Origin of the sequence: Bacillus sp. FSL K6-2865 (genome assembly GCF_040311405.1) — a bacterium.
GTDB lineage: Bacteria > Bacillota > Bacilli > Bacillales > Bacillaceae > Bacillus > Bacillus velezensis.
Window position 1 is genome coordinate 2,162,381 of record NZ_CP152036.1, and the last position, 26,029, is coordinate 2,188,409.

Sequence of the window (26,029 nt, forward strand, 5' to 3'; positions counted from 1 at the left end):
GACACAATATGAAATTGTGTCCTAGTCTTCATCTTTTACATCAATGTCTTCAGGAAGCGGCTCATTTAAAAACTCTTGAATCATTTCCTTATATTTTTCCAGCTGTTCGAGATGGGTTTGAAATTGTTCCTTGTTGATTAAATATTGCTGTCCGTCATGGACGGCCCTTATTTTATTCGTCAAAACAAGATTGTGCACATATTCTTCAGGAAGACTGGTAAACTCAGCTGTCTCTTTGATCGTTAAATACATGGCTCACGTTCCTTTCATATGTCATGTGAGTGAATTCTGTTTTGTTTATTGTAGCTTATTTTTTGTCTTTATGCTTGTTTCACAGCTTTTTCAGTCCGGTTTCCCATTTAGCCTATTTGCGACTGATTACATTCACACAGAAACTCCGGCTTTTTGCGCACCGGACTATTCCGTTTGTCACTTGTGAAAACAGCACATTTTACTTACTCTATAATTGTAAGCGGAAAACAAAGGAGGCAGACTATGAAAAAGAAAAAGTTTATGAATCTCTGTTTTATCGTTCTGCTCAGTACATTGCTCGCGGCCGGAAGCATCCCTTATCACGCTCAGGCTAAGAAACACCCGTTTTCCTATGACGACTACAAACAGGTAGATGTCGGCAAAGACGGCATGGTTGCCACCGCCCACCCTCTCGCTTCACAAATCGGTGCCGACGTGCTGAAAAAAGGCGGCAATGCAATTGACGCCGCGGTTGCCATTCAATTCGCATTAAACGTAACTGAACCGATGATGTCGGGAATCGGCGGCGGCGGATTTATGATGGTTTATGATGCGAAGACGAAAGACACCACCATTATCGACAGCCGGGAACGCGCACCGGCAGGCGCAACACCGGATATGTTCCTTGACGAAAACGGCAAAGCCATCCCTTTCTCCGAACGCGTTACGAAAGGGACTGCAGTCGGTGTTCCAGGAACATTAAAAGGACTAGAAAAAGCGCTCGACAAATGGGGCACACGCTCCATGAAACAACTCATCACCCCTTCCATTAAACTTGCCTCAAAAGGCTTTCCGATCGATTCGGTTTTAGCTGATGCCATCTCAGATTATAAAGACAAATTATCACACACTGCTGCAAAAGACGTGTTTCTTCCGGACGGAGAACCTCTGAAAGAAGGAGACACACTCATCCAAAAAGACTTAGCCAAAACATTTACAGCTATTAAGTACAAAGGCACAAAAGCATTCTATGACGGAGCATTCTCCAAAAAGCTTGCGGAAACAGTGCAGGAATTCGGCGGCTCAATGACAGAAAAAGATATTAAAAACTTCAATGTGACGATTGACGAACCGATCTGGGGAGATTACCAGGGCTATCATATCGCAACTGCTCCTCCTCCAAGCTCGGGCGGTGTTTTCCTGTTGCAAATGCTGAACCTTCTGGATGATTTTAAGCTTTCTCAATATGATATCCGTTCTTGGCAAAAATATCAGCTTCTCGCAGAAACGATGCATTTGGCTTATGCTGACCGCGCCGCATTTGCCGGGGATCCAGAATTCGTCAACGTCCCTCTCAAAGGCCTCTTGAATCCAGATTATATCAATGCCCGCAGACAGCTGATAGATATTGATAAAGTCAATAAAAAACCGAAAGCCGGCGACCCTTGGGCCTATCAGGAAGGTTCTGCAAACTATAAACAAGTGGAGCAGCCGACTGACAAACAAGAAGGCCAAACGACTCACTTCACGGTAACTGATCGCTTCGGCAATGTCGTATCTTATACGACAACGATTGAACAGCTGTTCGGTTCCGGCATTATGGTTCCCGGATACGGCGTTGTGTTGAATAATGAGTTAACAGACTTTGATGCGGTGCCTGGCGGCGCAAATGAAGTGCAGCCGAATAAACGTCCGCTCAGCAGCATGACTCCGACTATTTTATTCAAAAATAACGAACCTGTCCTGACTGTCGGCTCCCCCGGCGGAGCAACGATTATTTCTTCCGTCCTGCAAACGATCCTGAACAAAGTTGAGTACGGCATGGATCTGAAAGCGGCGGTCGAAGAGCCGAGAATTTACACAAACAGCATGACATCCTATCGATATGAAAAAGGAGTGCCGGAAGAAGCCCGCACAAAACTGAACGAAATGGGGCATAAATTCGGCAGCAGCCCGGTTGATATCGGTAATGTGCAAAGCATCCTGATTGACCGTGAAAACGGCACCTTCACCGGAGTTGCCGACTCAAGCCGAAACGGAGCCGCAATCGGCATAAACTTGAAAAAATGTGAAAAATGACAAGACAAAAAGCCTCGTTTCTCAAGCTGAGAAATGAGGCTTTTGTTTATTCTGCACTGTATTCAGATGAGGTTTTTTCAGACGTTAATGACGCAAGCGAAAGCACGCCGCATATCGCGATGACAACACCCGCTGATCCGATCCATGTCACTGACGCAAGAGACAGATGGGTGACAACAATGCCCCCGATGCCCGCTCCGGCTGCCATAGCCAGCTGCATGACAGACTGGTTGAGGCCAAGTAATACACCCGATGATTCAGGCTCCATCGTTGCCAAATGATACTGCTGAGCAGGCCCAGATGACCAGGCGGCGAAGGACCAAAAAATAAGCACTGCCGCCGCTCCGAAAGCAGAATGTGTGACAAACGGCAATAACATGAGCATGATAGCATGAAGCGCCATTCCGCCGGTTAATGTCATACGCGCCCCCCATTTGTCTGCGCTGAAACCGCCTGCTTTAGAACCGGCAAGACTTGCAACACCGAAAATAAGCAGCAATGTACTCAGTATTCCGCTTCCGATATGAGTAACGTTCAGTAAATACGGAGAAAGGTACGTATACGCAACCGAATAGCCTCCGAGCCAAAAAAACGTAATGGCCAGCCCGACAGCCACCTTTCGTTTCTTCAAAAGAGAAAATTGCTGAATGAGCGGCACCGGTTTATCTCCTTTTATCTCAGGCAACGCGAAACGTATAATAAGCATGGCAATGATTCCGATTGCCGCAATTCCGGCAAAAACCACCTTCCAGCCAAAAGCTTCAGACACGGTTCTTCCGATCGGAACACCGATAATGAGCGCCGCCGTAAACCCCATAATGACGGTTGCGAGAGAACTTGCCTGTTTTCCCGGGGGAGCGATTTTTGCTGCGATCGTAAGCGCGGTGACCACCACAGTTCCTGCTCCAAGCGCCATGATCACCCGCGCTCCCGCAAATAAGCCGAATCCCTGCACAAGGAAAGAAATGATATTCCCGATAACAAACAGCCCCAGAGCATAGATCATGAGCTTCCTTCTGTCCAGTTTTGCTGTAAGGGCCATCATGACAGGCGTTCCGATTGCATAAACAAGTGAAAAAATCGTAATCAGCTGCCCTGCCGCTGCCACAGTAACTCCCAAGGAACCTGCAATTTTATCAAGCATCCCTGATATCACATATTCAGACGTCCCCACTAAAAAACTGATAATTGCCAAAATGTAAATCTTCCAGGTATTTTGCACCTGACACACTCCTTCATTGATGATTTATATAAAGATATATTGTGATATATCGATATAAAGAGTTGAACAAAAAGAAACAAATCGCAATATGTCGATGTGTAGTCGGAAAAAGAAACTGAATCCCTCTTCTAAAGGATTCAGCCCTACATTTCGCGCTGAAAATAATCGGCCATCGCCTTTATCGCGTCTTCATCTCTTTTATAATAGGTGTATTTGCCAATCCGTTTTGTTTGGATAAGGCCCGCCCGCTGAAGGATGGAAAGATATTGAGACGCCGTTGACTGTGTCATCTGAAGCTTATCGGTGATCTGGCTGACACATACTCCGATCTCATTCATATCAATGCCATCATGCGGGGCGAAGTGACGGTCCGGCTCTTTCAGCCATTGTAAAATCTCAAGCCGTGACTCATTAGACAACGCTTTAAAAACATCAATAGGTTTCATACGCTTTATTATATCGTGATTTTACGATATGTCAATGTTGTTTTTATTAAATCTCTATTTTTTGTTTTGCCTCTCTTATGATCCGGGAAATAAAATCACTCACATTCTCTTCAAATGTGTCTTCCCGCCCGTATTGCCTTACATGTACAGATTGATGGCGGCACTCTCGATCTCCCACAACTGCAATATATGGTATTTTTTTCATTTGTGCTTCTCTGATTTTATAGCCGAGTTTTTCATCACGCTGATCAAGCTCAGCCCGGATACCCGCTTTCTTTTGAGAATAACCGGAACGAAAAAAATTGGCGTACACAGCTCTCCTGTTTTCTCATCTTCCGTTCGGTAATGCTTTTAATCCATTCAGCAGTTCTTCAAACGCCGATGTCAAAAATAAATCACTCCGGTAGATAAATGATATATTCATATCCCGAAACTGTTCAGGGAGCTCATGAAGAAAAAGATTTTTCCTGTTTTGAAAATAATGGACGGCTGATGCAGGCAGAAAGGAAACCCCCATCCCCGCCTGCACCGCCCCAATAATGGCTTCCAACGTACCGAATTCAATGATTTTATGTGTGGGTACTGCCTCTTCTTTCAGTATGTTTTTTATTTTGCGGCGGTGCGAACAGCCCGCGGCAAAATAAAGAATCGGCTCTCGCAACAAGTCTTGCAAACTGCCTTCCCGCTTATTTGAAGCCAAGACCAATTCTTCTTGAAATACAGCGACTTGCTCAAGATCTTCGTATTCGACCGGACCATAAACAAAAGCGCCGTCCAGCTCATAGTGTAAGACGTGCTGCACTAAAGTATGTGTATCACCGGTTGACAGAGACAGCTGTACTTTCGGGCAGCGGCTGCAATACTCTGTGAAAAATTGAGGGAGATGGACGGCTGCCGCCGTTTCAAGAGAACCGATTCGAAGCGGGCCGTTCGGATCGCCTGCCTCTTGCACCGTTTTTTGCGCCTCATGCAGCAATTGAAGGATTCTGTCAGCGTCTTTCAATAAGTTTTCACCTGCGGGCGTCAGCGTCATCCCCCGATTTGTGCGGTAAAAAAGCTGTGTTTGCAATTGCCGTTCCAGCTGCTGAATCCGGTTTGTCACATTTGATTGAACATAATGCAGGCTTTCTGCCGCCTTTGAAATACTTCCTTTGCGGGCGACAGCCTGAAAAATCTTTAAGTCTCCGCTTTCCATGTAAGGGCACCTTCTTGCTATGATTTTTATTGATAGCCGGCTATCAATTTCGATTTATTTACTGCAGCTGATACAGCCTGTAAAATCTTTCTCATCAATCATAAAGGAGAGAAGAATGATGAATGCCCTTATCATACACGAAAATGGCTTTGATTTCAGGCAGGCACCTGACAATAGGCCGGGAAACGGCGAAGTAAAAATAAAGCTGAAAACAGCCGGATTAAACCATCGTGATTTGTTTTTAATGAAAAACCACGAAACCGGAAACCATGAATTTACTCTCGGTTCAGACGGCGCGGGAATCGTAACCGAAATAGGACACGGCGTCCGGTCTCATTTACTGCATGCAGAAGTCATCATCAACCCGGTGCTGAATTGGAAGACCGTTGAGGACGTACCGGCCGTCCCTGATATTTTAGGAGGTCCGAGCGACGGAACCTTTTCACCTTATGTCATCGTTCCTGCGGAAAATGCCGTTTTAAAACCCGAACACCTGACATGGGAGGAAGCGGGCGTGCTGCCGTTATCAGCATTAACCGCTTATCGCGCCTTATTTACAAAAGGACAATTAAAAAAAGGCGAACACCTTATCCTTCCGGGCATCGGAAGCGGCGTGGCAACATACGCCTTATTAATGGCAAAAGCTATCGGAGCGACAGTCAGCGTCACCTCCCGCAGCGAAAACAAAAAACAAACCGCACTGTCATACGGTGCAGACCGGGCGATTGACAGCTACGGTGACTGGAATGAGGCGCTGAATGGCAAAAAAGCAGATATCATACTTGACGGTGTAGGCCCGGCCTTGTTTCAACACTATCTTGACATTATGAAACCGAATGGCCGGATCGTAACATTTGGCGCCAGTTCAGGCGATCAGCTCGGATTTCCTATTCGCTCGCTGTTTTTTCCGCAGATTCATATTCTCGGTACATCAATGGGAAGCAATGAGGAATTTGCGGATATGCTGGAATTGGTAAACCGCTGCGGCATCCGTCCCATTATCGACCGCATGTACCCTCTCAGTGAAGCAGCTGCCGCTTTTAACAGAATGCGGGAAGGACGGCAGTTCGGCAATATCGGCTTTCGTTTGGATGTCTAAAAAAGAGGAGCGGACCCGTCCGTTTCCTTATTTGTTTATAAGCGTTTCCGCTTGAAATTCAATATGTTTTTCTTCATCAATTAAAATCTGCCCGCAAATCGACTGCAGACACACAGAGCCCGTCAGCAGCACCGTGATCAACTGCTCAAGGCTTGCAAATCGTCTCAGTCTGCGGAAGAAAACAATCTCTCCACTCTGTAAAACAAAATTCCATATGTTATCTTCCGCGTTACCCTTGTATGACCAATAAAGGAAGAAGGAGGTTTCATTTCAATACGAAAAACCGGCTGATCCCAGCCGGTTTTATAAATAAACCCCTTTATTTACGGTAAAACAGTGCTCCCCATTAAATAACTGTCGACTTCACGCGCTGCTTCCCGGCCTTCATTAATCGCCCATACAATCAGGCTTTGGCCCCTTCTCGCATCCCCTGCGGCGAAAACACCGTCAACATTCGTTTTATAATCCCCATATGCCGCCTGAATTTTATGATTTGCCGAATCGACACCGAACTGTTTCAATAATGGCTGTTCCGTCCCTTCAAAACCGATGGCGATGAACACCAGCTGAGCAGGCCAGACTTTTTCTGTTCCGGGCAGTTCATGAAATTCATACTTTCCGAATTCGTTTCTGACTTTTTCCATTTGAATGGTGTGAATCTCTTGTAAGCGGCCCTGCTTATCGGCCACCATTTTTGTCGTCTGAATTGAATATTCTCTCGGGTCTTTGCCGAACTTTGCCTGCGCTTCTTCATAGGCGTATTCAAGGGTAAAGACGTGCGGCTGTTCAGGCCACATATTGTCGTTCGTGCGCGTTTGAGGAAGTTTAGGATGTTTCCCGAACTGGTGCACGCTGCGCGCTTTTTGGCGCAGCGCGGTTGCCACGCAGTCAGCTCCTGTGTCTCCTCCGCCGATTACGATGACGTCTTTCCCTTTAGCGTCTATATATTGTTTGTCTTTAAAGTTGGAATCTAAATAGCTTTTCGTCGCCAGTGTTAAATAGTCCATCGCATAATGGACGCCTTTTGCTTCCCGGCCTTCAATCAGCAGATTGCGCTGCTTTTGGGCGCCTGTGCACAAAATGACGGCATCAAATTGATCTTTCAGCTCATCTGCCGTTATGTCAACGCCGATTTCGGTATTTGTTACAAAATCTATACCTTCCTGCGTCAAAAGTTTAATACGGCGTTCGACGACATTTTTCTCAAGCTTCATGCTCGGAATGCCGTACATCAGCAGGCCTCCGGCTCTGTCAGCACGCTCATAGACCGTTACGGAATGACCGGCTTGGTTCAGCTGATCAGCGCTTGCCAGACCTGCCGGGCCTGAACCGACGACAGCGACTTTTTTACCTGTGCGTTTCGCTGGAATTCTCGGCTGAATCCATCCGTTCTCAAAACCTTTGTCAATGATCGTCCGCTCGATGTTTTTAATTGAAACAGCCGGATCTGAAATAGCCAGCGTACAAGATCCTTCACAAGGAGCGGGACAGACCCGCCCTGTGAATTCAGGAAAGTTATTCGTTTTCAGAAGGCGCTCCAAGGCTTCTTTCCAGCGCCCCCGATAGACGAGGTCATTCCACTCCGGTATCAGATTATAAATCGGGCAGCCGGACGTAAAACCGTTGATATCAGCGCCGATTTGGCAAAACGGTGTGCCGCAATCCATACACCGCGCCCCCTGCCGCTTTGACGCTTCATCTGAAAATGGAGCCGAATACTCTTTCCAATCCTTTAAGCGAGTGAGAGGGTCCCGCTCAGCCGGTTTTTCTCGTTTTTCTTCCATGAATCCAGTTGGTTTCCCCATGTTCCTCTCCCCTTTCTTACTGTACTACCGCTTGTTTTTGATCTTTGGCAGGCGTTTGGTGAACCTTTGTATTGGCTTCAAAAGCATACATAATTGCGTCTTCTTCTGATAAACCCGCCGCTTTTTGTTCTTCGATGCTGAGGAGCATTTGTTTATAGTTTTTCGGAATGACTTTGATAAAGGTTTCTGCGGCTTTTTCCCAATTGTCCAGGAGATCTGCGGCTTTTTTGCTGTTTGTCAGCGCCGCATGCCGTTTGACCATTTCTTCAACTTCTTTGATCTCCGCCTCATCCGTCAGCTTTTCAAATGAAATCATTTCCATGTTGCATTTGCGTTTAAATGCTTTGGCATCATCACTCAGGACGTATGCGATACCGCCTGACATTCCCGCCCCGAAGTTTTTGCCGACTTCGCCGAGGACGACAACCCGGCCGCCTGTCATGTATTCACAGCCGTGGTCTCCGATACCTTCTACAACGACATTGACTCCGCTGTTACGGACTGCAAAACGTTCACCGGCGCGCCCGTTAATGTACGCTTCCCCGCTTGTTGCTCCGTAAAATGCGACGTTCCCGATAATAACGTTATCGTGTGTTTCACAATTGAAGGCATCAGGCGCTTTCACGATGATTTTTCCGCCTGAAAGCCCTTTGCCTACGTAGTCATTTGAATCCCCGTTCAAATGAAGCGTCATCCCCTTAGGGACAAATGCTCCGAAACTCTGTCCGGCTGATCCGGTAAAATGAAGTCTGATCGTATCATCCGGCAGGCCTTCCGCTCCGTAGCGTTTAGAAATTTCACTTCCCGTCACGGTTCCGGCTACGCGATTTGTATTATTGATCTTGATTTCAGCTTCCGCTTCCTGTCCGGCTTCAATTGCAGCCTGCACCGCCGGAAGAATAACCGTCATATCAAGCGACTGGTCGATTTTATGGTTTTGCGCCGTACGGAAAGTGCGGACGCCTTCAGGCTGGTACAGCAGTGTGGATAAATCAAGCTGGCCCGCTTTCCAATGCGCTTTCGCACGTTCACTGACATGAAGAACGTCTGTCCGTCCGATCATTTCATCAAGCGTCTTAAAGCCTAACTGCGCCATATATTCACGCACTTCTTCTGCGACAAACAGCATGTAATTTACGATATGGTCAGGATCGCCCATGAATTTTTTGCGAAGCTCCGGGTTTTGCGTTGCGACACCTACAGGACATGTATCTAAATGGCAGGCTCGCATCATGACGCAGCCGAGAACGACGAGCGGCGCTGTAGCAAAGCCGAATTCCTCCGCACCGAGCAAGGCGGCCATTACGACATCCCGGCCTGTCATCAGCTTACCGTCCGTTTCCAATACCACGCGATCCCGTAAACCGTTCAGCATCAGCGTTTGGTGAGCTTCTGCAAGACCAAGCTCCCACGGAAGACCCGTATGTTTAATACTTGTTTTCGGCGACGCGCCCGTTCCGCCATCGTAGCCGCTGATGACGATGACATCCGCAGTGCCTTTTGCCACACCGGCCGCAATTGTGCCGACACCGGCTTTTGACACGAGCTTGACGCTGATACGCGCGCTTCGATTCGCATTTTTCAAATCATGAATCAGCTGCGCCAAATCTTCAATTGAATAAATATCATGGTGAGGAGGCGGTGAGATCAGCCCTACACCTGGTGTAGAACCGCGGACATCCGCGACCCAAGGATATACCTTGTTGCCCGGAAGCTGACCGCCTTCTCCCGGCTTCGCCCCTTGCGCCATTTTGATCTGCAATTCATCCGCATTGACGAGATAATGGCTCTTTACGCCGAAACGGCCGGAAGCAATCTGTTTAATCGCACTTCTTCTGTCGTCGCCATTTTCATCCGGAACGAAACGTTTCGGGTCCTCGCCGCCTTCTCCGCTGTTGCTTTTTCCGCCAAGCCTGTTCATCGCTATCGCTAAAGCCTCATGGGCTTCCTTGCTTAATGAACCGAATGACATCGCTCCTGTTTTAAAACGTTTCACGATGGAAGCAGCTGATTCAACTTCCTCTAATTTTAAAGGCTTGCGGTCTTCTTTGAAGGCGAACAGATTGCGTAAAAATCCGATTCGTTCTTCATCCGCTGCATGAGAATACTGCTTAAACAGGCTGTAATCATTTTTGCGGCAGGCCCATTGCAGCGTATGGATGGTTTTCGGATTGAAAGCGTGGTGCTCTCCCCCGTTCCGCCATTGGAATTCACTTCCCGGATCAAGGGTTTGGCTGTAATCATCCTTGTACGCCGCTTGATGGCGCTGTTTCGCTTCTTGCGCAATCGTTTCGATATCGATTCCGCCAAGCTGAGATGCAGTACCGGTAAAGTATTTAGCGATAACGTCTTCACCGATGCCGACCGCTTCAAAAATTTGGGCGCCCCTGTAACTTTGCACAGTTGAAATCCCCATTTTTGACATCACTTTCACGACGCCTTCTGTTACGCTCTTTCCGTATTTGCTGACAGCTTCTTCATACGGAATATCAAGCCGGCCTTCATCGATTTCCTGCTTATACGTAGCGTAAGTCAAATACGGATTGACAGCATCTGCACCATACCCGATGAGAGCCGCAAAGTGATGAACTTCACGCGCTTCCCCGGATTCAACGATAATGCTTGCTTTTGTTCGCAGACCTTGGCGGATCAAATGCTGATGCAGCGCACTGACGGCCAAAAGCGGCGGAATCGGCGTCAATTCCTTACTCATTGCCCTGTCAGATAAAATTAACAGAGATACGCCTTCCTTGATCGCTTTTTCCGCCTGCTGAAACAAATCCTTCAGGCCTTTTTCTAGGTCATCGGAAAACAGCGTGCGGATGTTCTGGCTCTTAATGTCAGGATGCACAAGTGTTTTCAGCGCATAAAACTGTTCGTTTGATAATACAGGAGTATACAATTTTATGCGGCGTGCATTTCTTTCACTCGGATGCAGCAGATCGCCTTCAGCTCCAAGCCAGGTCACCGTAGAAGTTACCAGCTGCTCGCGGATCGCGTCAATCGGCGGGTTTGTGACTTGCGCAAACAGCTGTTTAAAGTAATGAAACAGTGATTGGGCGCGGTCGGATAAAACGGCGAGCGGCGAATCATTTCCCATAGAGCCGAGCGGGTCCTTGCCTTCTTTAATAACAGGAATTAAATACTTCTGAATATCTTCATACGTATAGCCAAACGCTTTTTGACGGACGAGAAGATCATCGAATTGTTCCTCTTCCCGGATTTCCGGGTCAGGATTCACTTGAACCAATTCTTCTTCAAGCCATTTTTGATAAGGGAATTCATTGGCAATTTCTGTTTTCACTTCTTCATCTGAAATAATCCGGCCTTCTTCTAAGTCAATGAGCAGCATTTTTCCGGGCTCCAGACGTTTTTTATGAAGAATGTTCTCCTGCTCTACTTCAATAACGCCGACCTCAGATGAGAAAATAATATGGTCATCTTTTGTCACATAGTAACGTGCCGGACGCAGGCCGTTACGGTCAAGGATGGCGCCGATCTGTTTTCCGTCCGTAAACGAAATGGCGGTCGGCCCGTCCCACGGCTCCATTAAAGAGCTGTGATATTCATAAAAAGCCCGTTTCGCTTTAGACATGTGAGTGTTTTCCGTCCATGGTTCCGGAATCAGCATCATTGCCGTATGTGCCGGTTTCCGCCCCGCCATCACGAAAAATTCAAACGCATTATCAAGAATGGATGAGTCACTGCCCTCAGCATTTAAAATCGGCAGCACTTTGTGAAGATCGTCTCCGAAGCTTTCTGAAACGAACTGCTGCTCCCTCGCTCTCATCCAATTGATGTTGCCCCGGAGCGTATTGATTTCTCCGTTATGAATCAGATAGCGGTTCGGATGAGCACGTTCCCAGGTTGGAAAGGTATTTGTGCTGAACCTTGAATGCACAAGTGAGAATGCAGATACGAAGGTTTCATCCTGCAAATCCAAATAAAATGCGTCAACCTGCTCAGGCGTTAACAAACCTTTATAAACAATAGTCTGGCTTGACAGGCTTGCGAAGTAAAAATCAAGCTGTTCTTGAACGCCCCAATTTTCCGCCTGCTTCCGGATGACATACAGTTTGCGTTCAAAAGCAAGGCTGTCTTTCAAATCGTTTGCGGCGCCGATGAATACTTGACGCACATACGGGCAAGTGCTTTGTGCCACTGTTCCGATTTTTCCGACATTTACAGGGACGGTTCTCCAGCCGAGAACGATCTGTCCTTCCCGCTCAATGAATGCATTCACCTGTTTTTCAATCTTTTTTCTTTCCTCTTCATTTTGCGAGAAAAAGACCATTCCTACCCCGTAACGGCCTTTTTCCGGCAGTCTCATTTCTCCGCACTCTTTCTTAAAAAAAGCATCAGGGATCTGAACCATCAGGCCGGCGCCGTCACCCGTATTCGGATCACTGCCCTGTCCTCCTCTGTGATCCAGCTGGCAAAGCATCTTCAGTCCTTTTTTGACAATGTCATGTGAAGGTTTCCCTTTTAAATGGGCATACAAGCCGATTCCGCATGCATCGTGCTCAAATTCCGGACGGTAGAGACCTTGTGCTTTCGGCATTTGATTGTAAGTCATAATTCCTCTCCCCCGATCAGTTTCCGTTAATTATCGGTCATAAAATCTGACAACTTTAAATTAATTGTAAGTTTTCAAAACAATATAAACAATATATAATTTAGATCAAATACATCTCAAAATGAGATAGATAGGTGTGAACGCAATGGAATTACGCCAGCTTCGGTATTTTATGGAGGTAGCAGAACGGGAACATGTGTCAGAAGCGGCTGATCATCTGCATGTCGCACAATCCGCCATCAGCAGGCAGATTGCAAATCTTGAAGAAGAGCTGCAAGTCACTTTATTTGAACGGGAAGGCAGAAATATTAAATTAACGCCGATCGGCAAACAATTTTTAGAACATGTTAAAACGGCGATGAAAGCAATTGATTACGCGAAGGAACAAATTGATGAATATCTTGATCCGAATCGCGGAACCGTCAAAATAGGATTTCCGACGAGCCTTGCAAGCCAGCTTTTGCCGACTGTGATTTCGGCATTTAAAGAGGAATACCCGAACGTTGAGTTTTTGCTCCGCCAGGGGTCTTATAAGTTTTTAATTGAAGCGGTAAGAAACAGGGATATAGATGCGGCGCTGCTCGGCCCCGTTCCGACGGAATTCCCCGACATAACAGGCAATATCTTATTCACGGAAAAGATTTACGCGCTTGTTCCGCTGCACCATCCGCTTGCCAAACAGAAAAATATTCATTTAATTGATCTGCGCGGCGACCAATTTGTTTTATTTCCTGAAGGGTTTATTCTCCGTAACATGGCGATTGACGCTTGCAGACAGGCCGGCTTTGCGCCGCTTGTATCGACGGAAGGCGAGGATTTAGATGCCATTAAAGGATTAGTCTCCGCGGGGATGGGAGTTACTTTATTACCTGAAAGCACCTTTGGAGAAACCACCCCTCGGTTCACGGTCAAAATTCCGATTGAATTTCCTCAAGTGAAGCGCACCGTAGGCATTATTAAACCAAAAGGAAGGGAACTGGCTCCGTCTGCAAATGATTTCTATCATTTTGTCATTCAATTTTTCTCCAAACTTGAACAATATCAATAAAAAACAAACCCGAGCTTCAAAACGAAGCCTCGGGCTTTTTCATATTTTTTTAGATCTTTCTCAGCCGATCGGAATGGATAGTTCAACGTGGCAGACAAACGCTTCCGGATCAATGACTGATTGATCGGTCTGTTTATGCGGCGTTTCTTTAAAAGTCTTCAGCTGGGCTGAGGAATAGTTGACGATGCCGAGTCCGAGCTCTTCTCCCTGCTGATCAAGCAGCCTGACAACCGCCCCGCTGCTGAATCTGCCCTTAATCTGCTCGATGTCCTGCGGTGACAGCTCCATATTTCCGTTCGCGACATCGCGGCTGCTTTCTTTTTCCATCACAATTTCGCCTTCGGGGCCGGAATTAAATGCAAGCCATTGTTCTTTGTGGTTTAACGGCAGGGTTCCTTCCGCTTCAAAATACGTTCCTTCAGCCGCCTCATCTACCGCTTGAAGCAGAATGTCCGGAATGTTAGCCTGCCCGAGAAAGCCTTTAATACCGGAGGCCATCACAATTTTAAAAGCATCCAGTTTCGAACGCATTCCGCCGGTTCCCATTTCACTCCCGGCATCTCCCGCGCTTGCTTCTATTTCCGGAGTGATGTCACTTACATGACTGATTCTTTTCGCTTTCGGGTTGCTGCGCGGATTATCATCATATAAACCGTCAATGTCTGATAAAATCACAAGCATGTCGGCATCAATTAAACCTGCCACCTTCGCTGCGAGTGTATCGTTATCTCCGAATTTCAGCCGGTTGACTGTGACCGTGTCATTTTCATTAATAATCGGAATAATGCCCCGTTCCAAAAGGACGTTCATCGTATTGCGGACATTATGGTAGCGGCATTCATCGGAAAAGTCGCTTCTTGTAATTAAAATTTGTGATGCGACATAACCGTGCGCTAAAAACAGCTTTGAATAAGCCTCCATTAATAATCCCTGTCCGATGGAAGCAGAAGCCTGTTTTTCAGGGAGGCTTTCCGGTTTCTGAATAAATCCGAGCTTCCGATAACCTGCCGCCACTGCGCCGGAAGATACTAAAATCATTTCATAGCCGCTGTCTTTCAGCTGTGCGATTTGATCCACCAATGCTTCCAGCTTTCTTCTGCTGATTTCCCCGTGCAGGCTCGTCAGTGAGCTGCTGCCGATTTTCACCGCGACTCTTTTGATCTTCGTCCGAGACGTCACTGTATCACTCCTGTTTTTTAACGATTATAGTGCTGCCGTTTTTTCAATTGTTTTGCTGATCTCAATAGAACGTTCGGTCGCGTGTTTGATGGCTTTGGCGATGGCTTCTCCGCCGCCTTCTGACCTGAGCGCATCGAGGCCGGCTTCCGTCGTGCCGTTTGGAGAGGTGATGTTTTCCCGAAGCACATCCGGTTTTTCACCCGTTTCCATCAGCATTTTAGCGGCGCCCAATAACGTTTGCGCGCCGATTTTGCGGGACAGCCGTTTGTCTAAGCCGGCTTCTTCACCTGCTTTTTCAATAAACTCCATTAAATAATAAAAGTATGCCGGTCCGCTGCCTGCGATGCCGGTGAAAATGTCCATCTGATCTTCCTTGATCACGTACACTTCCCCGAGGCATTCCAAAAGGGATACCGCGGTTTTTGCTGAACCGTAAGAGACATGGTCTCCGAAAGCCGCAGCTGTTGCCGATTCGCCGATCATGCTGGATGTGTTCGGCATCACTCTTACAACCGGCTGATTATCATGTAATGATTGTTGTATAAATGAGGTTGTTATGCCTGCCAGAACAGACAGGATGATTTGATGAGGTTGAATACGCCGTTTCAGCGCAGCCAGAGCGATTTCAGCATCCTTCGGCTTCATGGCTAAAATAAAGACATCAATATCTTCGGTTTTCATGCTGTCAAAAGCAATGCCCTGAATACCGTATTGATGTTCCAATTCAGCGAGTCGCTCTGTATTGCGGCGGTTTGTCACGCAGATGTTTTGGTTGGGAATTTTTTTTGCGCGGACCATGCCTGATATCATTCCTTCAGCCATTGATCCTGCTCCGATAAAAGCAACTTTCTTTTGATCTAAGATCGGTAACATCTCCCTTGTTCGTATTTTGTTCGTATTTTTCACACGTTTTTTATGTTACCACTTCAGGAGTTGATGTCAAGTTTGAAGGTATTATTGATATGTATTGTTCCGAGCCTGCTATTATGTATAATGAATCACAGAACAAACCTTTTGAGGCCGGGTGCGTTCCGGCCGGATTTAAAAATTATCTGAAATGGCTTTTTCTATCAGCTTTTTGCAGCGGTCAAGCTCTGTCTTCAGCTGTTTTTTGTAAAGCTTCGCAGCTTCATAGTCTTTAAATTGATAGAGAACGACTTCCTGGAGTTTGGCTCCCTCTTTTTTCACTTTTACTTGCTTTAAAATCCCGTCATCCAATAGTTCGTGAAGTGAACGGTACACCTCGGTATGATTCGGCTTAAAACCGATGGGTTTAAATTCCGAACGCAGCACCTCGAGAAGCTTCAGTCCGTAAAGCCGTTCCTGCTCTGTCATTGTAATCATGTAAAGCTTTAAAAAAGCTCTTTGTTTCACTAAAAAACCGGTTGAACTTCTTTTTTCTTCTTTCAATATGTGCACACCCTTCCTTCTAACAAATTATTCCATGTACTAAATATTCTCTTTCTATCCCGTTTTCCCTTTTATTGTTCGGACAGTTTGGTTTGTATTGATTTGTTTTTTAGAGGCGGGGAAAAACGATTTTAATGAACATTTGGTACATAGTTTATTTAGTTTAATTATAGCTGATATCGGTTTCTTTTTCACTCTTTTTTCTGCAAAAACGGATCTTTATGCCCATTTATTCGGGTTGCGGAAACAAAAAAAGACCCGTCACGAAGACAGGTCCCCTTTTGTTTAAGGATTAGTTGACCACAAACCGGCAGTTTTGATGAAAATGCGCGGATGTAATTTCAATTGAGCAACCATATATTCTGCAAGATCCTCAGGCTGCATGACTTTTTCCGGATTGCCGTCTGTCAGATTTAATTCAATAGACATGTCGCTGGCAACCGTGCTCGGAGTCATTGCGCTGACACGGATATTGTGTTTTCTGACTTCCTGCATGAGAGATTCGGTCAGACCGAGAACGGCAAATTTAGAAGCGCTGTACGCACTTGTCGCCGCGGCGCCTCTTTGGCCCGCCGTAGAAGAAATATTAATGATATCTCCTGATTTTCTCTCAATCATTTCAGGAAGAACGGCGCGTGTCACGTGGTATACACCCATTACATTCACTTGAATGATGTCTTCCCACTCTTCAGGCGTAAGATCCAAAAATCCGCCGAATTTGCTGATTCCGGCATTGTTAATCAAGATGTCAATCTCACCGAGTTCTTCTTTAATAGAGGAGACGGCTTGCTCTACCTCTTTTTGGTTTTTTACATCGGCAGCTGCGAATGATGCCTTTACACCAAGGGCTTTCACTTCTTCCGCAACCTTTTCGACATTTGCTTCTGTGCGGCCGATTAAACCGATATTGACTCCTTCTTTGGCTAAAGCGATAGCGGTGGCGCGGCCGATTCCTCTGCCCGCACCCGTGATAAGAGCCGTTTTGTTCTGTATGCTTTCCACGTCTTTCACCCTTTCAGAATGTCCTTATGTACGATTTCACATTATAAGCAGAAAAAAAACAATTAGCAAATAAAATGATTCAACACGATCCGTAAAGGGTATCAACTGAAAAAAAGGAGTGAAAAGCAGATGATCATCATTTTGTATATCAGTGCTGCCGTTGCGGCTGCCGCATTCATTTATGCAGCCGTATCCGCCGTGCATTTTAAAAGAAACACAGCGCCTGATATAAAGAAGATTAACGCCGCGACAGCGTCCATGCAGACGGCCGTTGATGAAATCAAAACAGAAACCGATCTGTTATCGCAAAAGCAGAAAGAGCTGAAAGAAGATTTTCTCACTAAAAAAACAGCCGTACAAACGACGGCGGCCGAAGTTAAAGGAACGCCTCACGTCCTGAAGATGCTCTGGAACGCCGGTAAAAGTGATGTATGAGCCTGCATGTCATCCGACGTTTTTGATGACACTAAGAGAAACCGGCGGATTCAAGGAGGCATAACATGATTTGCGATCGTGAGCGGCTTGCGCATTTTTTGCAGCAGCTTAAAGCACTATCATCTTCGGGAGGGTTTACAAAATCGGATTTGCTGACTCCGGCTTTCCATTTAGCCAAGGACGGAGATCTGGATTTGTATTATTCGCCTCATAATGAATATATTAACCCTCATGCAGTCGTTGCCATTTCCGGAATCACACCCGGTTTTTTTCAAATGCAGCTGGCTTACAAAAAAGCGGCACAGCTTTTAAAAGATGGCGAAACTCTTGAAATGATAGCCTATGAAACAAAAAAAGCGGCCGGACTTTCCGGTTCAATGAGGCAGAACATCATCGAAATGCTTAATGAATGCGGTCTGCCGGCCGCGCTTCACGTTGAGGATTCATCCCGGTTATTTGATTCAAAACGGGAGCTTCTTCATACAACGTCCGTTATCAAACACCCTGTTTTTTATAAACAGAAAAACTATACGGGACATCGGCCGGCAATCAGCAGGTCAGCTCTTCTCAGCCGTTACGCGCTGACATGTTTTCCGGATGAAATAGAAATGATGAAAAAGGACATTCTGCTTATCCCTCTCGGCAAAGCAGCAGAATCAGCCTGCCGCATGCTGAAGAAGAACGGCAGAATGGGTCATGCGGTCATTCTGGAAGGCTTCCCGCATCCGTCCGGAGCAAACGGACATCGTTTCAAACAATTTCACGAAAACAAACAATCGTTACGTGAACAAATTCAGCGCTTTGCCGGGTTTCTTCAGCAGCTGTAAAAAAACGCCCCGAATTTTCGGGGCGGTGCTGTTAAGAAGCGTATTCACGCAATGCTTTATTGTGTTTTGCCGTTTTCTCTTCAGGTATTTTGATTTGATTTGTCAAGATTGCACTTACGAAATAGAGCGCTGCGAAAATCCATACAACGCCTTGTGCGCCGACAAGCCCGATGAACGCCCAGGCAAGCGCGGGGCCGACAAATGCCGACAGGCCCGCAGCCAGATTTAACACAGACATGGCAGCACCTTTATCGCTGCCGGCCGCCGTCGGCACGATAGCCCCGATCGGAACGAACCCGGCGAGGAGCCCTCCCCATATAAAACCGACAATGCTGACGAAAAGCAAGTTCCCATGTGATACAACAGGAGCATAATATAATAAAAGAGTAAAAATGCCGCAGCCCACTCCTCCGAACCACATGACAGTCTTCTTCCAGCCGAAGGCATCGCCGACTGCGCCGAATATTAAGTTAAAGACGATATTTCCGAGAAAGATCGTTCCCCAAATTTGAAGCCATACATTTGTAGAAATGCCGTGCTGCGCCATATGCATCGGAAGAAATACCGGAAATCCGTATGTACCGATGCTGTTAATGATCCGAATGATCCCCCCAGAGAGCACGCGCGGATTTTCAGCAAGGATGGTGATTCCCTTCATTAATTCCTGCGCCTTTTCCCGCTTATCTGACTTTTTCTTTTCAAAGCGGTCCCTATTTAAAATCAGGGCAAAAAACGCGCCGAGGCATACCCAGAAAATTGAACTCCACAGTGTATTCAAATAGCCGAAGGATTTGATGGCCCAGCTTGAATACCAAGCACCGAATACAAACATCCCGCAGCAATATGCAATCCAGAACCAGCCGACCGCCGTACTGAGCCTGTTTTTCGGCGACCGGTAAATCACCCATGTCAAAAAAGAATAGGCAAACAGCGGATAACCCAGCCCTTTAATAAAATACGTGACATACATCACCGGCAAATTAAGATTTTCAAATCCGTATGCGATAAACGCGGCTGTTCCGATCACGTAAAACAACAGCCCCATAAACATCGTCCGCTTTGCGCCGAAGGCTTCGAGGCAGACCCCTGAAAACCAAGACGCCACAGCGAGAGAAATACCGTAAACTGTAAACAGGGATGCTGATTGCTGTACCGTCAAGCCGTTTTCAACTAAAAACGGGCTGAGCCAGCCTTGTTCAAGGCCGTCCCCCATCATAAACAGCACGACTCCCAAAAATCCCCATGCGAGCTGTTTTGGAATTCCTATTTTATTAAGCATTTTTGTTCCTCCTCAGCAATCTTTCATGTTGTCATCTCATCCCCAAGTCAGGCTTTCACCGCCGGCTGAAAATGAGTAAATAATTTTTGCGTATGTTTCCATTCTTCATATAGGAAGAGATCCGTCTGATCCGCTTCCGGCTCAATTACCTTTGTGCGGCTCGAAAGCTCTGCTTTCACACCGAGAGCTTCGTTGCAAATCATCGCCGCTCCCATTGCGGATGCCTGGCTGAACCCCTCTCTCTTATAGATTTTCTTTTGGAGAAGGTTAGCAAGAAACTGCGTCAAAGCATCACTTTGGAAACCGCCGCCGCACACCTTCACATCATCTTGTGAAAAGGAAGCCACCTCTGTTAACGCCTCATAGTTCCATTTGATTGAAAAAGCGATTTCCAGCAGTGCGGCTTTGACAAAATGGGCTCTGCTTAAGTTTTGGGACAGCGGAGCGTCAAAAATAAATCCGCCTTTTGCCAGTGCGTTTTTCTCAGGCGATAAATAGGAGCCTAACGCAGAAATACAAGCATGATCATGTTTCGGCAGACTTGCGATTTCCCGTTCCATAACGCCGTAGGATTCATTCGGATAAAAAATGGATTTTAATTTTTGATAATTGAGTCCTGTTACACCCGGATTCGTTTCAAGAAGCCATTGACCTTCTTCTGTATGGCAATTCAGCCATGCATTCTCTAAACTTTCGGTTCCGGCCTCCGCTGTTATCTTTGTAATCGGCGTCGTCGTGCCGGATACGATGACGATATCTCCCGGCTTTGCATCTGCACTTTTGATGGCAAGCTGTGTGTCTCCCCCGCCTGCAATCACAGGCACTCTTTCAGAAAGACCGAGAACCGCCGCTTTCTTGAACGTTAACACTCCGACAACCGTCCCAGATCGGACGAGTGAAGGAAGAATGGCAGAAGGCACACCGAAGATGTTGCATAATTTCTCTGACCACGCCTTTTTCCTTACGTCAAACAGCAGTGTTTCAGCAGCCTGTGACGGTTCATAGCTTAAAATACCGCTCAGCTCAAATGTCACCCAGTCACTGATGCTTGTGATGTACTTCACTTCTTTCCATAAAGACGGCTGTCTAGCTTTTAATCCGACAAGTTTCATGGCGGAAAATAAAGCGCTCGGAAGACGTCCGGTTTGCTGATGCACTTCTTCTTTTGTCTCAATCCCGTCTTCCCATTCACGGCCTCTGTTATCAATGTTGGGCAGACCGAGAAATGCCTTTTTATCTTTATTGATCAGAACAATTCCCTGCCTCTGGCTTGTAGAGGTGATTCCGATTAATGTAATATGTGGGCTTTTGGCAATAACCTTCCTTGCCATAGCGCTGATTTGCTTCCATAACCCTTCCGGTGAGAAATATCGTCCGTCCGGATAAAGCGGATCCGTCACATATTCAATGTCTTCCCTTTCAAGCGCGGTCACTTCGCCGCCGGCAGTCACGACCGCGACTCGCGCATTCCCCGTCCCGATGTCAAATACAAGGTAGCCTTTTTGTTCAGCCATTACAGCCTCCTCCTTCCGTTTCAAGTTCTCTTTTGTTATAAAGTTCACGTATTGAGCAGGTTTGATCTTGTTTCCATTTGAAAAGCGCTTCATTTAAAATCTTCACATGATGATCTTCCACTTCAAATGTTGCGCCCGCTAAATGGGGAGTCGCTAACACATTCGGCAAAGAGATCAATTCATAATCAGAAGATTCAGGCGGTTCGTGATAAAACACGTCAAGGATCGCTCCCTTAATCCGCCGTTCTTTCAGCACCCGCAGCAGCTCTTCCCTGTCTGTAACCGCCGCTCTTGACGTATTGACAAAAACAGCTTCCTGTTTCATCAATTGAAAGTGCCGGGCGCCGATAAGGCCGATGGTTTCTTCTGTACGCGGCAAGTGAACGGAAACAATATCACTTTCAGAAAATACCCGTTCAATCGTCGTTTTTTCATACTCCCGGTTTTCATGACGGACAAATGGGTCATAGTAAAGCACCTTGCAGTCAAAAGCGGCCAATAGCCGGGCGATTCTCTGTCCGACAGCTCCGAAACCGATAAGGCCGACTGTTTTCCCCGTCAGCTCATTTCCTCTGAATTTGACATAAGCCTGCAAATAATCACCATTCCACTTCCCGTCCTTCAGCCACTGATGGGAAGAATACGTATGACGCAAAAATGAAATCACATTTCCGATAAACATTTCAGCAACAGCCTGGGCATTGCGGGCCGGTGTAAAGAAAACGGGGATTTTTCTTTTAGTCGCCGCCGCAATATTCACATTAGACGGCATTCCTCTGCAGACACCGATAAAAGCGGAATCAGGCAATATGTCAATAACACGCTCAGATACCTCATCAAGTTCAGTGATAAGCCCCGACGCGTTTGTCTCTTGAATCATTCGGATCAATTCATCTTCCCGATAGGCCCGGCCGTGCTTCTTCCACGGCCGGTGCACAGTCCGGCCGAACAGCTCAGTCAGCTCCTTCAGCCCCTCGTCGTGATATGGTGCGGTAATTAAAACCGTCATGGTGCAAAACATCCTTTTCACATAAATTTTTTCATAAAAAAATCTCTTTCCCCAAAGAAGGAAAGAGATTCATATACCGTCTTTATGCACTTGAAGCGCACAAATATGTATAGATCATTCTTTCCTATCTTTCAAGCATACGCTTGCTGGAATTGGCACAATAAATGTTGCCGAGGTTTCGTAGGGCCAGTCCCTCCACCTCTCTGGATAGAAAATAAAATGATGAAATTGTCAGGCTGTTTAAAAGAATAAACTCATCATAGAAAAGTCTTTCCGTGATGTCAACACTTTTTTTCTGAATTGACGTTCGATTTTGAAATGTTATAATGCTTACAATATAAACAAAGAGGAGAAATGGGCTATGAATTCTGCTGCAAAACAGCCGAACGGGGTCTTTAAGTCGGTATGCTCACTAGACTGTCCCGATCAATGCGGCTTGCTTGTGACAAAAAAAGACGGAAAAATCGTTAACATTCAGGGAGACCCCGATCACCCGGTCACATCAGGGAATATTTGCAACAAAGTCAGACACATGGCTGAGCGTATTTATGATGAGAAACGCGTAACCGTTCCGTTAAAACGGATCGGTAAAAAAGGTGAAGCCGCGTTTGCGCCTATTTCCTGGGAGGAAGCGATCAATACGATCAGTGCGCGCTGGAAAGAGCTTATTGCCGAAGAAGGAGCGGAAAGCATTCTTCCGTACAGCTTTTACGGCAATATGGGAAAACTGGCGGCAGAGGGAATGGACCGCCGTTTTTTCCATCGTCTCGGAGCGAGTCATCTCGAACGGACGATTTGCAGCAAAGCCGGTTCTGAAGGCTATAACTATACAATGGGAGAAGGAGCGGGTACTGATCCGGAGGAGACCATACATGCAAAGCTCTTTATTTTTTGGGGGATCAATGCCGTCAGCACGAATATGCACCAAGTCATGATTGCTCAAAAAGCCCGGAAAAAAGGGGCTAAAATTGTCGTTATCGATGTACATAAGAACCAAACCGGCCGGCTTGCCGATTGGTTTATTCCCATTCGCCCCGGCACAGATGCCGCACTCGCCCTCGGTGTCATGCATGTCTTATTCGACGAAAACCTTCACGATGAAGCATTTCTCACAGAATACACCGAAGGCAGTGACGAATTAAAAGCGCATGTCAAACACTATGATCCGGAAACGGTTTCTGCTATTACAGGCGTTAAAGCCGACGATATCAGACGCCTTGCGAGAATGTACGGGGAAACCTCCCCTTCCCTTATCAGGATCGGAAACGGCATTCAGCACCATGACAATGGCGGAATGATCGTCCGCACCGTTGCCTGCCTTCCGGCTGTTACAGGACAGTGGCTCAACACCGGAGGAGGCGCAATCAAGCACAACAGCGCGGTATTAAACTATAACAGACAAGCGCTCCAGCGGCCTGATCTGCTTTACGGCAGGAAGCCGCGATCATTTAATATGAACAGGCTCGGAAGCGTTCTTTTAGAAACAAAACCGCCCGTGCGCTCCCTGTTTATTTACGGTACGAATCCCGCAGTGGTTGCGCCGGAAGCGAATAAAGTCAGAAAAGGCCTGCTGCGGGAGGATTTATTTACAGTCGTTCACGATCTGTTTTTAACGGAAACCGCCAAATATGCGGATATCGTGCTCCCTGCTGCATCCGCTTTTGAAAACACGGATTTTTACACGTCTTACTGGCATCATTTTATTCAGCTGCAAAAACTGGTGATCGAACCCTACGGGGACAGCAAATCGAATACGGAAGTGTTCCGTTTGCTTGCCGGAGAAATGGGATTTACCGAGCAGGAGCTTCAGGATTCCGATGAAGAATTGATCAGACAGGCGCTGGACTTTCCCGACAATCCGTATATCGAGGATATTGATTACGAATCGCTCTCACGCCATTCCTTCATGAGAGCCAAACGGAAAAAACCGCTTTTTCCGGGCAAGCTCAAAACACCGAGCGGAAAAATTGAATTATATTCTGAAAAGATGAAACAGGACGGTTATCCGGCGCTGCCGACGCACATCCCTCTTGAGAGCGATGGCGATTTTCCGCTTTTATTTGTCCCGGGACCGAATCATAATTTTTTAAATTCGACATTTTCGAATAATGAAAAACACGTAAAACTGGAAAAAGCGCCAAAGCTTTTTATTCATACAGAAGATGCTGTACGCCGGAACATAGAAGACGGGGAAACCGTTAGAGTTTGGAATCACCGCGGAGAGTGTGAATTGACAGTTTCGGTCGGCGAACAGGTGCTTCCCGGCGTTGCAGTCAGCCAAGGTCTTTGGGCCGATATGGATGATAAAAAACAGCTCGTCAATTCGCTCACGCCCGATCGGCTGGCGGATATGGGCGGAGGCGCTGTTTTCTTCTCCGGAAAGGTGCAGGTGGAAAAGCTCAGCAATCAAAACCGTCCGCAATAAAGGGACTGACCCCATAATATGAGACAAACAAAAAACACCTTCAAGTTTGAAAACGGATCGTTGTTATCCGAAATTAGACTTGGAGGTGTTTTTCTATGAGGGCAAGAGTGAGTTATCCGGTTGAAGTCAAACAGAAGGCTGTAGAAATGAGATTGGCGGGCGTGCCTGTGAAGGAGATCATGCAGGAATTGAATATAAAGAATAAGACGCAGGTGCAGACATGGGTCAGGTGGTATAAAGCTGGGGACACACATCGATTCGAACAACCTGTCGGAAAGCAATATTCTTATGGAAAAGGTCCAGAGTATTCTTCCGAATTAGAGAAACTGCAGGCAGAAAATCGTTATCTGAGACAACAGAATGAAGTGTTAAAAAAGTACAACGAATTGGAAAGGAAGCTGATAGCGAAACGCCAGTCGAGCTTGTAGAAGCATTGCGCGGCACAATGACCATACAGGATATCTGTATTCATTTAGGTATCTCACGAGCATCTTATTATCGTTGGAAGAAGAATCTGATGAAAGATAACCCTAAATACCATTTAGAAAAACAAATCGGCACGTTGTGCCGAGAACACAAGTATCGATATGGCTATCGGAAAATCACAGCCATATTAAAAAAGGGAATGCGTATTAATCATAAAACGGTTCAGCGCATTATGCAGAAAAATCAGTGGCAATGCCGGGTTAAGGTGAAAAAGCGCAAGAAGAATGGGCAGCCATATGCCGTGGCCGAGAATATATTAGATCGGAACTTTCAGTCTGATCGCCCTCTGGAAAAGCTAGTAACGGATATCACATATTTGCCTTATGGGCAGAAACAATTGTATCTTTCCAGTATATTGGATTTATACAATGGAGAAGTGATTGCTTTTACGATTGGCGATAGACAGGACACAGATTTTGTCTTACACACACTTGATCAGCTGCCCGTACTCCCAGAGAACTGCGTGTTACATAGTGACCAAGGTTCTGTTTATACATCTTATGAGTATCAGAAAGCTGTTAAAACAAAAGGCATTACCATGAGCATGTCCCGTAAAGGGACACCCGCTGATAATGCCTCCATCGAATCGTTTCATTCCTCACTAAAGTCTGAAACGTTCTACCTCGACAGGTTGGAAAGCACTACGACGACCATCGTAGAGCAAACTGTCGAAACCTATATATACTATTATAACAACATTCGTATTCAAACGAAACTAAACAACCAGCCGCCGGTCACATACCGACAGCTGGCTGCTTAAAGGTGTTTTGATCCCTGTCTCAAAAACGGGGGTCAGTCCCT

At 46.4% G+C, this 26,029-nt stretch carries 20 protein-coding genes, 1 pseudogene and 1 riboswitch; of the genes and pseudogenes, 7 read left to right on the plus strand and 14 right to left on the minus strand.

From position 1 onward, the window contains the following. Nucleotides 1-21 precede the first annotated feature (21 nt). Nucleotides 22-252: an excisionase family DNA-binding protein gene (locus tag NYE42_RS10445; RefSeq protein WP_003153848.1), complete on the minus strand. Its 231-nt coding sequence runs from the start codon at nucleotides 250-252 to the stop codon at nucleotides 22-24. A 243-nt stretch (nucleotides 253-495) separates the two neighbouring features. Here NYE42_RS10445 and ggt point away from each other — a divergent pair, with 243 nt between their 5' ends. After that, complete coding sequence (gene ggt, locus NYE42_RS10450; protein WP_129003414.1) at nucleotides 496-2,271, plus strand: gamma-glutamyltransferase; 1,776 nt, start codon at nucleotides 496-498, stop codon at nucleotides 2,269-2,271. Nucleotides 2,272-2,317: 46 nt separating this feature from the next. On the opposite strand, the gene NYE42_RS10455 is transcribed toward ggt, so the two are convergent. The 4 genes and pseudogenes from NYE42_RS10455 to NYE42_RS10470 all read right to left on the minus strand — a co-directional run bounded on the left by NYE42_RS10455 (nucleotide 2,318) and on the right by NYE42_RS10470 (nucleotide 5,134). Then, nucleotides 2,318-3,493, minus strand: a complete 1,176-nt coding sequence (locus NYE42_RS10455; protein ID WP_352426447.1) for an MFS transporter — start codon at nucleotides 3,491-3,493, stop codon at nucleotides 2,318-2,320. A gap of 143 nt (nucleotides 3,494-3,636) precedes the next feature. After that, on the minus strand, nucleotides 3,637-3,939 hold the full coding sequence (locus tag NYE42_RS10460) for a metalloregulator ArsR/SmtB family transcription factor (protein ID WP_003153841.1): 303 nt from the start codon (nucleotides 3,937-3,939) through the stop codon (nucleotides 3,637-3,639). Between the two features lie 46 nt (nucleotides 3,940-3,985). Then, a pseudogene (locus NYE42_RS10465) lies at nucleotides 3,986-4,216 on the minus strand (His/Gly/Thr/Pro-type tRNA ligase C-terminal domain-containing protein); the annotation flags it as partial. A gap of 51 nt (nucleotides 4,217-4,267) precedes the next feature. Beyond that, nucleotides 4,268-5,134, minus strand: a complete 867-nt coding sequence (locus NYE42_RS10470) for a LysR family transcriptional regulator (protein ID WP_352426448.1) — start codon at nucleotides 5,132-5,134, stop codon at nucleotides 4,268-4,270. 118 nt (nucleotides 5,135-5,252) lie between these two features. Between NYE42_RS10470 and NYE42_RS10475 the strand changes: the two genes are divergently transcribed. Next, on the plus strand, nucleotides 5,253-6,233 hold the full coding sequence (locus tag NYE42_RS10475; RefSeq protein ID WP_352426449.1) for a zinc-binding dehydrogenase: 981 nt from the start codon (nucleotides 5,253-5,255) through the stop codon (nucleotides 6,231-6,233). A gap of 323 nt (nucleotides 6,234-6,556) precedes the next feature. On the opposite strand, the gene gltD is transcribed toward NYE42_RS10475, so the two are convergent. Both gltD and gltB read right to left on the minus strand, forming a co-directional pair. After that, entirely contained in the window at nucleotides 6,557-8,038 is a 1,482-nt protein-coding gene (gene gltD / locus NYE42_RS10480; RefSeq protein WP_014418084.1) for a glutamate synthase small subunit, read from the minus strand. Nucleotides 8,039-8,054: 16 nt separating this feature from the next. Then, entirely contained in the window at nucleotides 8,055-12,614 is a 4,560-nt protein-coding gene (gene gltB / locus NYE42_RS10485) for a glutamate synthase large subunit (RefSeq protein WP_342496934.1), read from the minus strand. 145 nt (nucleotides 12,615-12,759) lie between these two features. On the opposite strand from gltB, the gene NYE42_RS10490 reads away from it, so the two are divergent. Continuing rightward, entirely contained in the window at nucleotides 12,760-13,662 is a 903-nt protein-coding gene (locus tag NYE42_RS10490; protein WP_047935789.1) for a LysR family transcriptional regulator, read from the plus strand. A gap of 60 nt (nucleotides 13,663-13,722) precedes the next feature. Here the strand turns inward: NYE42_RS10490 and proB are convergent, their stop codons facing one another. The 4 genes from proB to NYE42_RS10510 all read right to left on the minus strand — a co-directional run bounded on the left by proB (nucleotide 13,723) and on the right by NYE42_RS10510 (nucleotide 17,253). Beyond that, the gene (proB, locus tag NYE42_RS10495; RefSeq protein ID WP_352426450.1) at nucleotides 13,723-14,841 is read right to left on the minus strand and encodes a glutamate 5-kinase; all 1,119 of its coding nucleotides are present in this window, start codon (nucleotides 14,839-14,841) and stop codon (nucleotides 13,723-13,725) included. 24 nt (nucleotides 14,842-14,865) lie between these two features. Next, nucleotides 14,866-15,714: a pyrroline-5-carboxylate reductase gene (gene proC, locus NYE42_RS10500; protein ID WP_007407345.1), complete on the minus strand. Its 849-nt coding sequence runs from the start codon at nucleotides 15,712-15,714 to the stop codon at nucleotides 14,866-14,868. Between the two features lie 168 nt (nucleotides 15,715-15,882). Continuing rightward, nucleotides 15,883-16,251 (minus strand): replication termination protein, encoded by a 369-nt coding sequence (gene rtp, locus NYE42_RS10505; RefSeq protein ID WP_003153833.1) that lies wholly within the window; start codon nucleotides 16,249-16,251, stop codon nucleotides 15,883-15,885. Nucleotides 16,252-16,536: 285 nt separating this feature from the next. Next, nucleotides 16,537-17,253, minus strand: a complete 717-nt coding sequence (locus NYE42_RS10510) for a 3-ketoacyl-ACP reductase (RefSeq protein WP_342496935.1) — start codon at nucleotides 17,251-17,253, stop codon at nucleotides 16,537-16,539. A 129-nt stretch (nucleotides 17,254-17,382) separates the two neighbouring features. Between NYE42_RS10510 and NYE42_RS10515 the strand changes: the two genes are divergently transcribed. Beyond that, nucleotides 17,383-17,688 (plus strand): DUF948 domain-containing protein, encoded by a 306-nt coding sequence (locus tag NYE42_RS10515; RefSeq protein ID WP_342496936.1) that lies wholly within the window; start codon nucleotides 17,383-17,385, stop codon nucleotides 17,686-17,688. 65 nt (nucleotides 17,689-17,753) lie between these two features. Beyond that, a complete protein-coding gene (locus tag NYE42_RS10520; protein ID WP_077392193.1) occupies nucleotides 17,754-18,515 on the plus strand; it encodes a hypothetical protein in 762 nt (253 codons plus the stop codon). Between the two features lie 31 nt (nucleotides 18,516-18,546). Here the strand turns inward: NYE42_RS10520 and NYE42_RS10525 are convergent, their stop codons facing one another. Genes NYE42_RS10525 through NYE42_RS10535 form a run of 3 tightly spaced genes read right to left on the minus strand, consistent with a single transcriptional unit; the run spans nucleotide 18,547 to nucleotide 22,317 of the window. Continuing rightward, on the minus strand, nucleotides 18,547-19,794 hold the full coding sequence (locus NYE42_RS10525) for an RbtT/DalT/CsbX family MFS transporter (RefSeq protein ID WP_352426451.1): 1,248 nt from the start codon (nucleotides 19,792-19,794) through the stop codon (nucleotides 18,547-18,549). 47 nt (nucleotides 19,795-19,841) lie between these two features. Then, on the minus strand, nucleotides 19,842-21,308 hold the full coding sequence (locus NYE42_RS10530) for an FGGY-family carbohydrate kinase (RefSeq protein ID WP_342496938.1): 1,467 nt from the start codon (nucleotides 21,306-21,308) through the stop codon (nucleotides 19,842-19,844). Continuing rightward, entirely contained in the window at nucleotides 21,301-22,317 is a 1,017-nt protein-coding gene (locus NYE42_RS10535) for a 2-hydroxyacid dehydrogenase (RefSeq protein ID WP_007407339.1), read from the minus strand. Before NYE42_RS10535 ends, NYE42_RS10530 begins: the two co-directional genes overlap by 8 nt. A gap of 121 nt (nucleotides 22,318-22,438) precedes the next feature. Next, a riboswitch (SAM riboswitch) is annotated at nucleotides 22,439-22,531 on the minus strand. A 147-nt stretch (nucleotides 22,532-22,678) separates the two neighbouring features. On the opposite strand from NYE42_RS10535, the gene NYE42_RS10540 reads away from it, so the two are divergent. Continuing rightward, the gene (locus NYE42_RS10540) at nucleotides 22,679-24,742 is read left to right on the plus strand and encodes a molybdopterin oxidoreductase family protein (RefSeq protein WP_352426452.1); all 2,064 of its coding nucleotides are present in this window, start codon (nucleotides 22,679-22,681) and stop codon (nucleotides 24,740-24,742) included. Between the two features lie 95 nt (nucleotides 24,743-24,837). Next, nucleotides 24,838-25,988, plus strand: a protein-coding gene (locus tag NYE42_RS10545; protein WP_095352997.1) for an IS3 family transposase whose coding sequence is annotated in 2 segments (ribosomal slippage) — nucleotides 24,838-25,111 and nucleotides 25,111-25,988 — 1,152 coding nt in all. Because the reading frame shifts where the segments join, the coding sequence is not laid out codon by codon here. Nucleotides 25,989-26,029 lie beyond the last annotated feature (41 nt).

Excerpts from the sequence above, each read along its gene's own strand:
- NYE42_RS10445 (WP_003153848.1), bottom strand. The coding sequence starts at position 252 with ATGTATTTAACGATCAAAGAGACAGCTGAGTTTACCAGTCTTCCTGAA.
- ggt (WP_129003414.1), top strand. The coding sequence starts at position 496 with ATGAAAAAGAAAAAGTTTATGAATCTCTGTTTTATCGTTCTGCTCAGT.
- NYE42_RS10460 (WP_003153841.1), bottom strand. The coding sequence starts at position 3,939 with ATGAAACCTATTGATGTTTTTAAAGCGTTGTCTAATGAGTCACGGCTT.
- NYE42_RS10470 (WP_352426448.1), bottom strand. The coding sequence starts at position 5,134 with ATGGAAAGCGGAGACTTAAAGATTTTTCAGGCTGTCGCCCGCAAAGGA.
- NYE42_RS10475 (WP_352426449.1), top strand. The coding sequence starts at position 5,253 with ATGAATGCCCTTATCATACACGAAAATGGCTTTGATTTCAGGCAGGCA.
- gltD (WP_014418084.1), bottom strand. The coding sequence starts at position 8,038 with ATGGGGAAACCAACTGGATTCATGGAAGAAAAACGAGAAAAACCGGCT.
- gltB (WP_342496934.1), bottom strand. The coding sequence starts at position 12,614 with ATGACTTACAATCAAATGCCGAAAGCACAAGGTCTCTACCGTCCGGAA.
- NYE42_RS10490 (WP_047935789.1), top strand. The coding sequence starts at position 12,760 with ATGGAATTACGCCAGCTTCGGTATTTTATGGAGGTAGCAGAACGGGAA.
- proC (WP_007407345.1), bottom strand. The coding sequence starts at position 15,714 with ATGTTACCGATCTTAGATCAAAAGAAAGTTGCTTTTATCGGAGCAGGA.
- NYE42_RS10515 (WP_342496936.1), top strand. The coding sequence starts at position 17,383 with ATGATCATCATTTTGTATATCAGTGCTGCCGTTGCGGCTGCCGCATTC.
- NYE42_RS10520 (WP_077392193.1), top strand. The coding sequence starts at position 17,754 with ATGATTTGCGATCGTGAGCGGCTTGCGCATTTTTTGCAGCAGCTTAAA.
- NYE42_RS10525 (WP_352426451.1), bottom strand. The coding sequence starts at position 19,794 with ATGCTTAATAAAATAGGAATTCCAAAACAGCTCGCATGGGGATTTTTG.
- NYE42_RS10530 (WP_342496938.1), bottom strand. The coding sequence starts at position 21,308 with ATGGCTGAACAAAAAGGCTACCTTGTATTTGACATCGGGACGGGGAAT.
- NYE42_RS10535 (WP_007407339.1), bottom strand. The coding sequence starts at position 22,317 with ATGACGGTTTTAATTACCGCACCATATCACGACGAGGGGCTGAAGGAG.
- NYE42_RS10540 (WP_352426452.1), top strand. The coding sequence starts at position 22,679 with ATGAATTCTGCTGCAAAACAGCCGAACGGGGTCTTTAAGTCGGTATGC.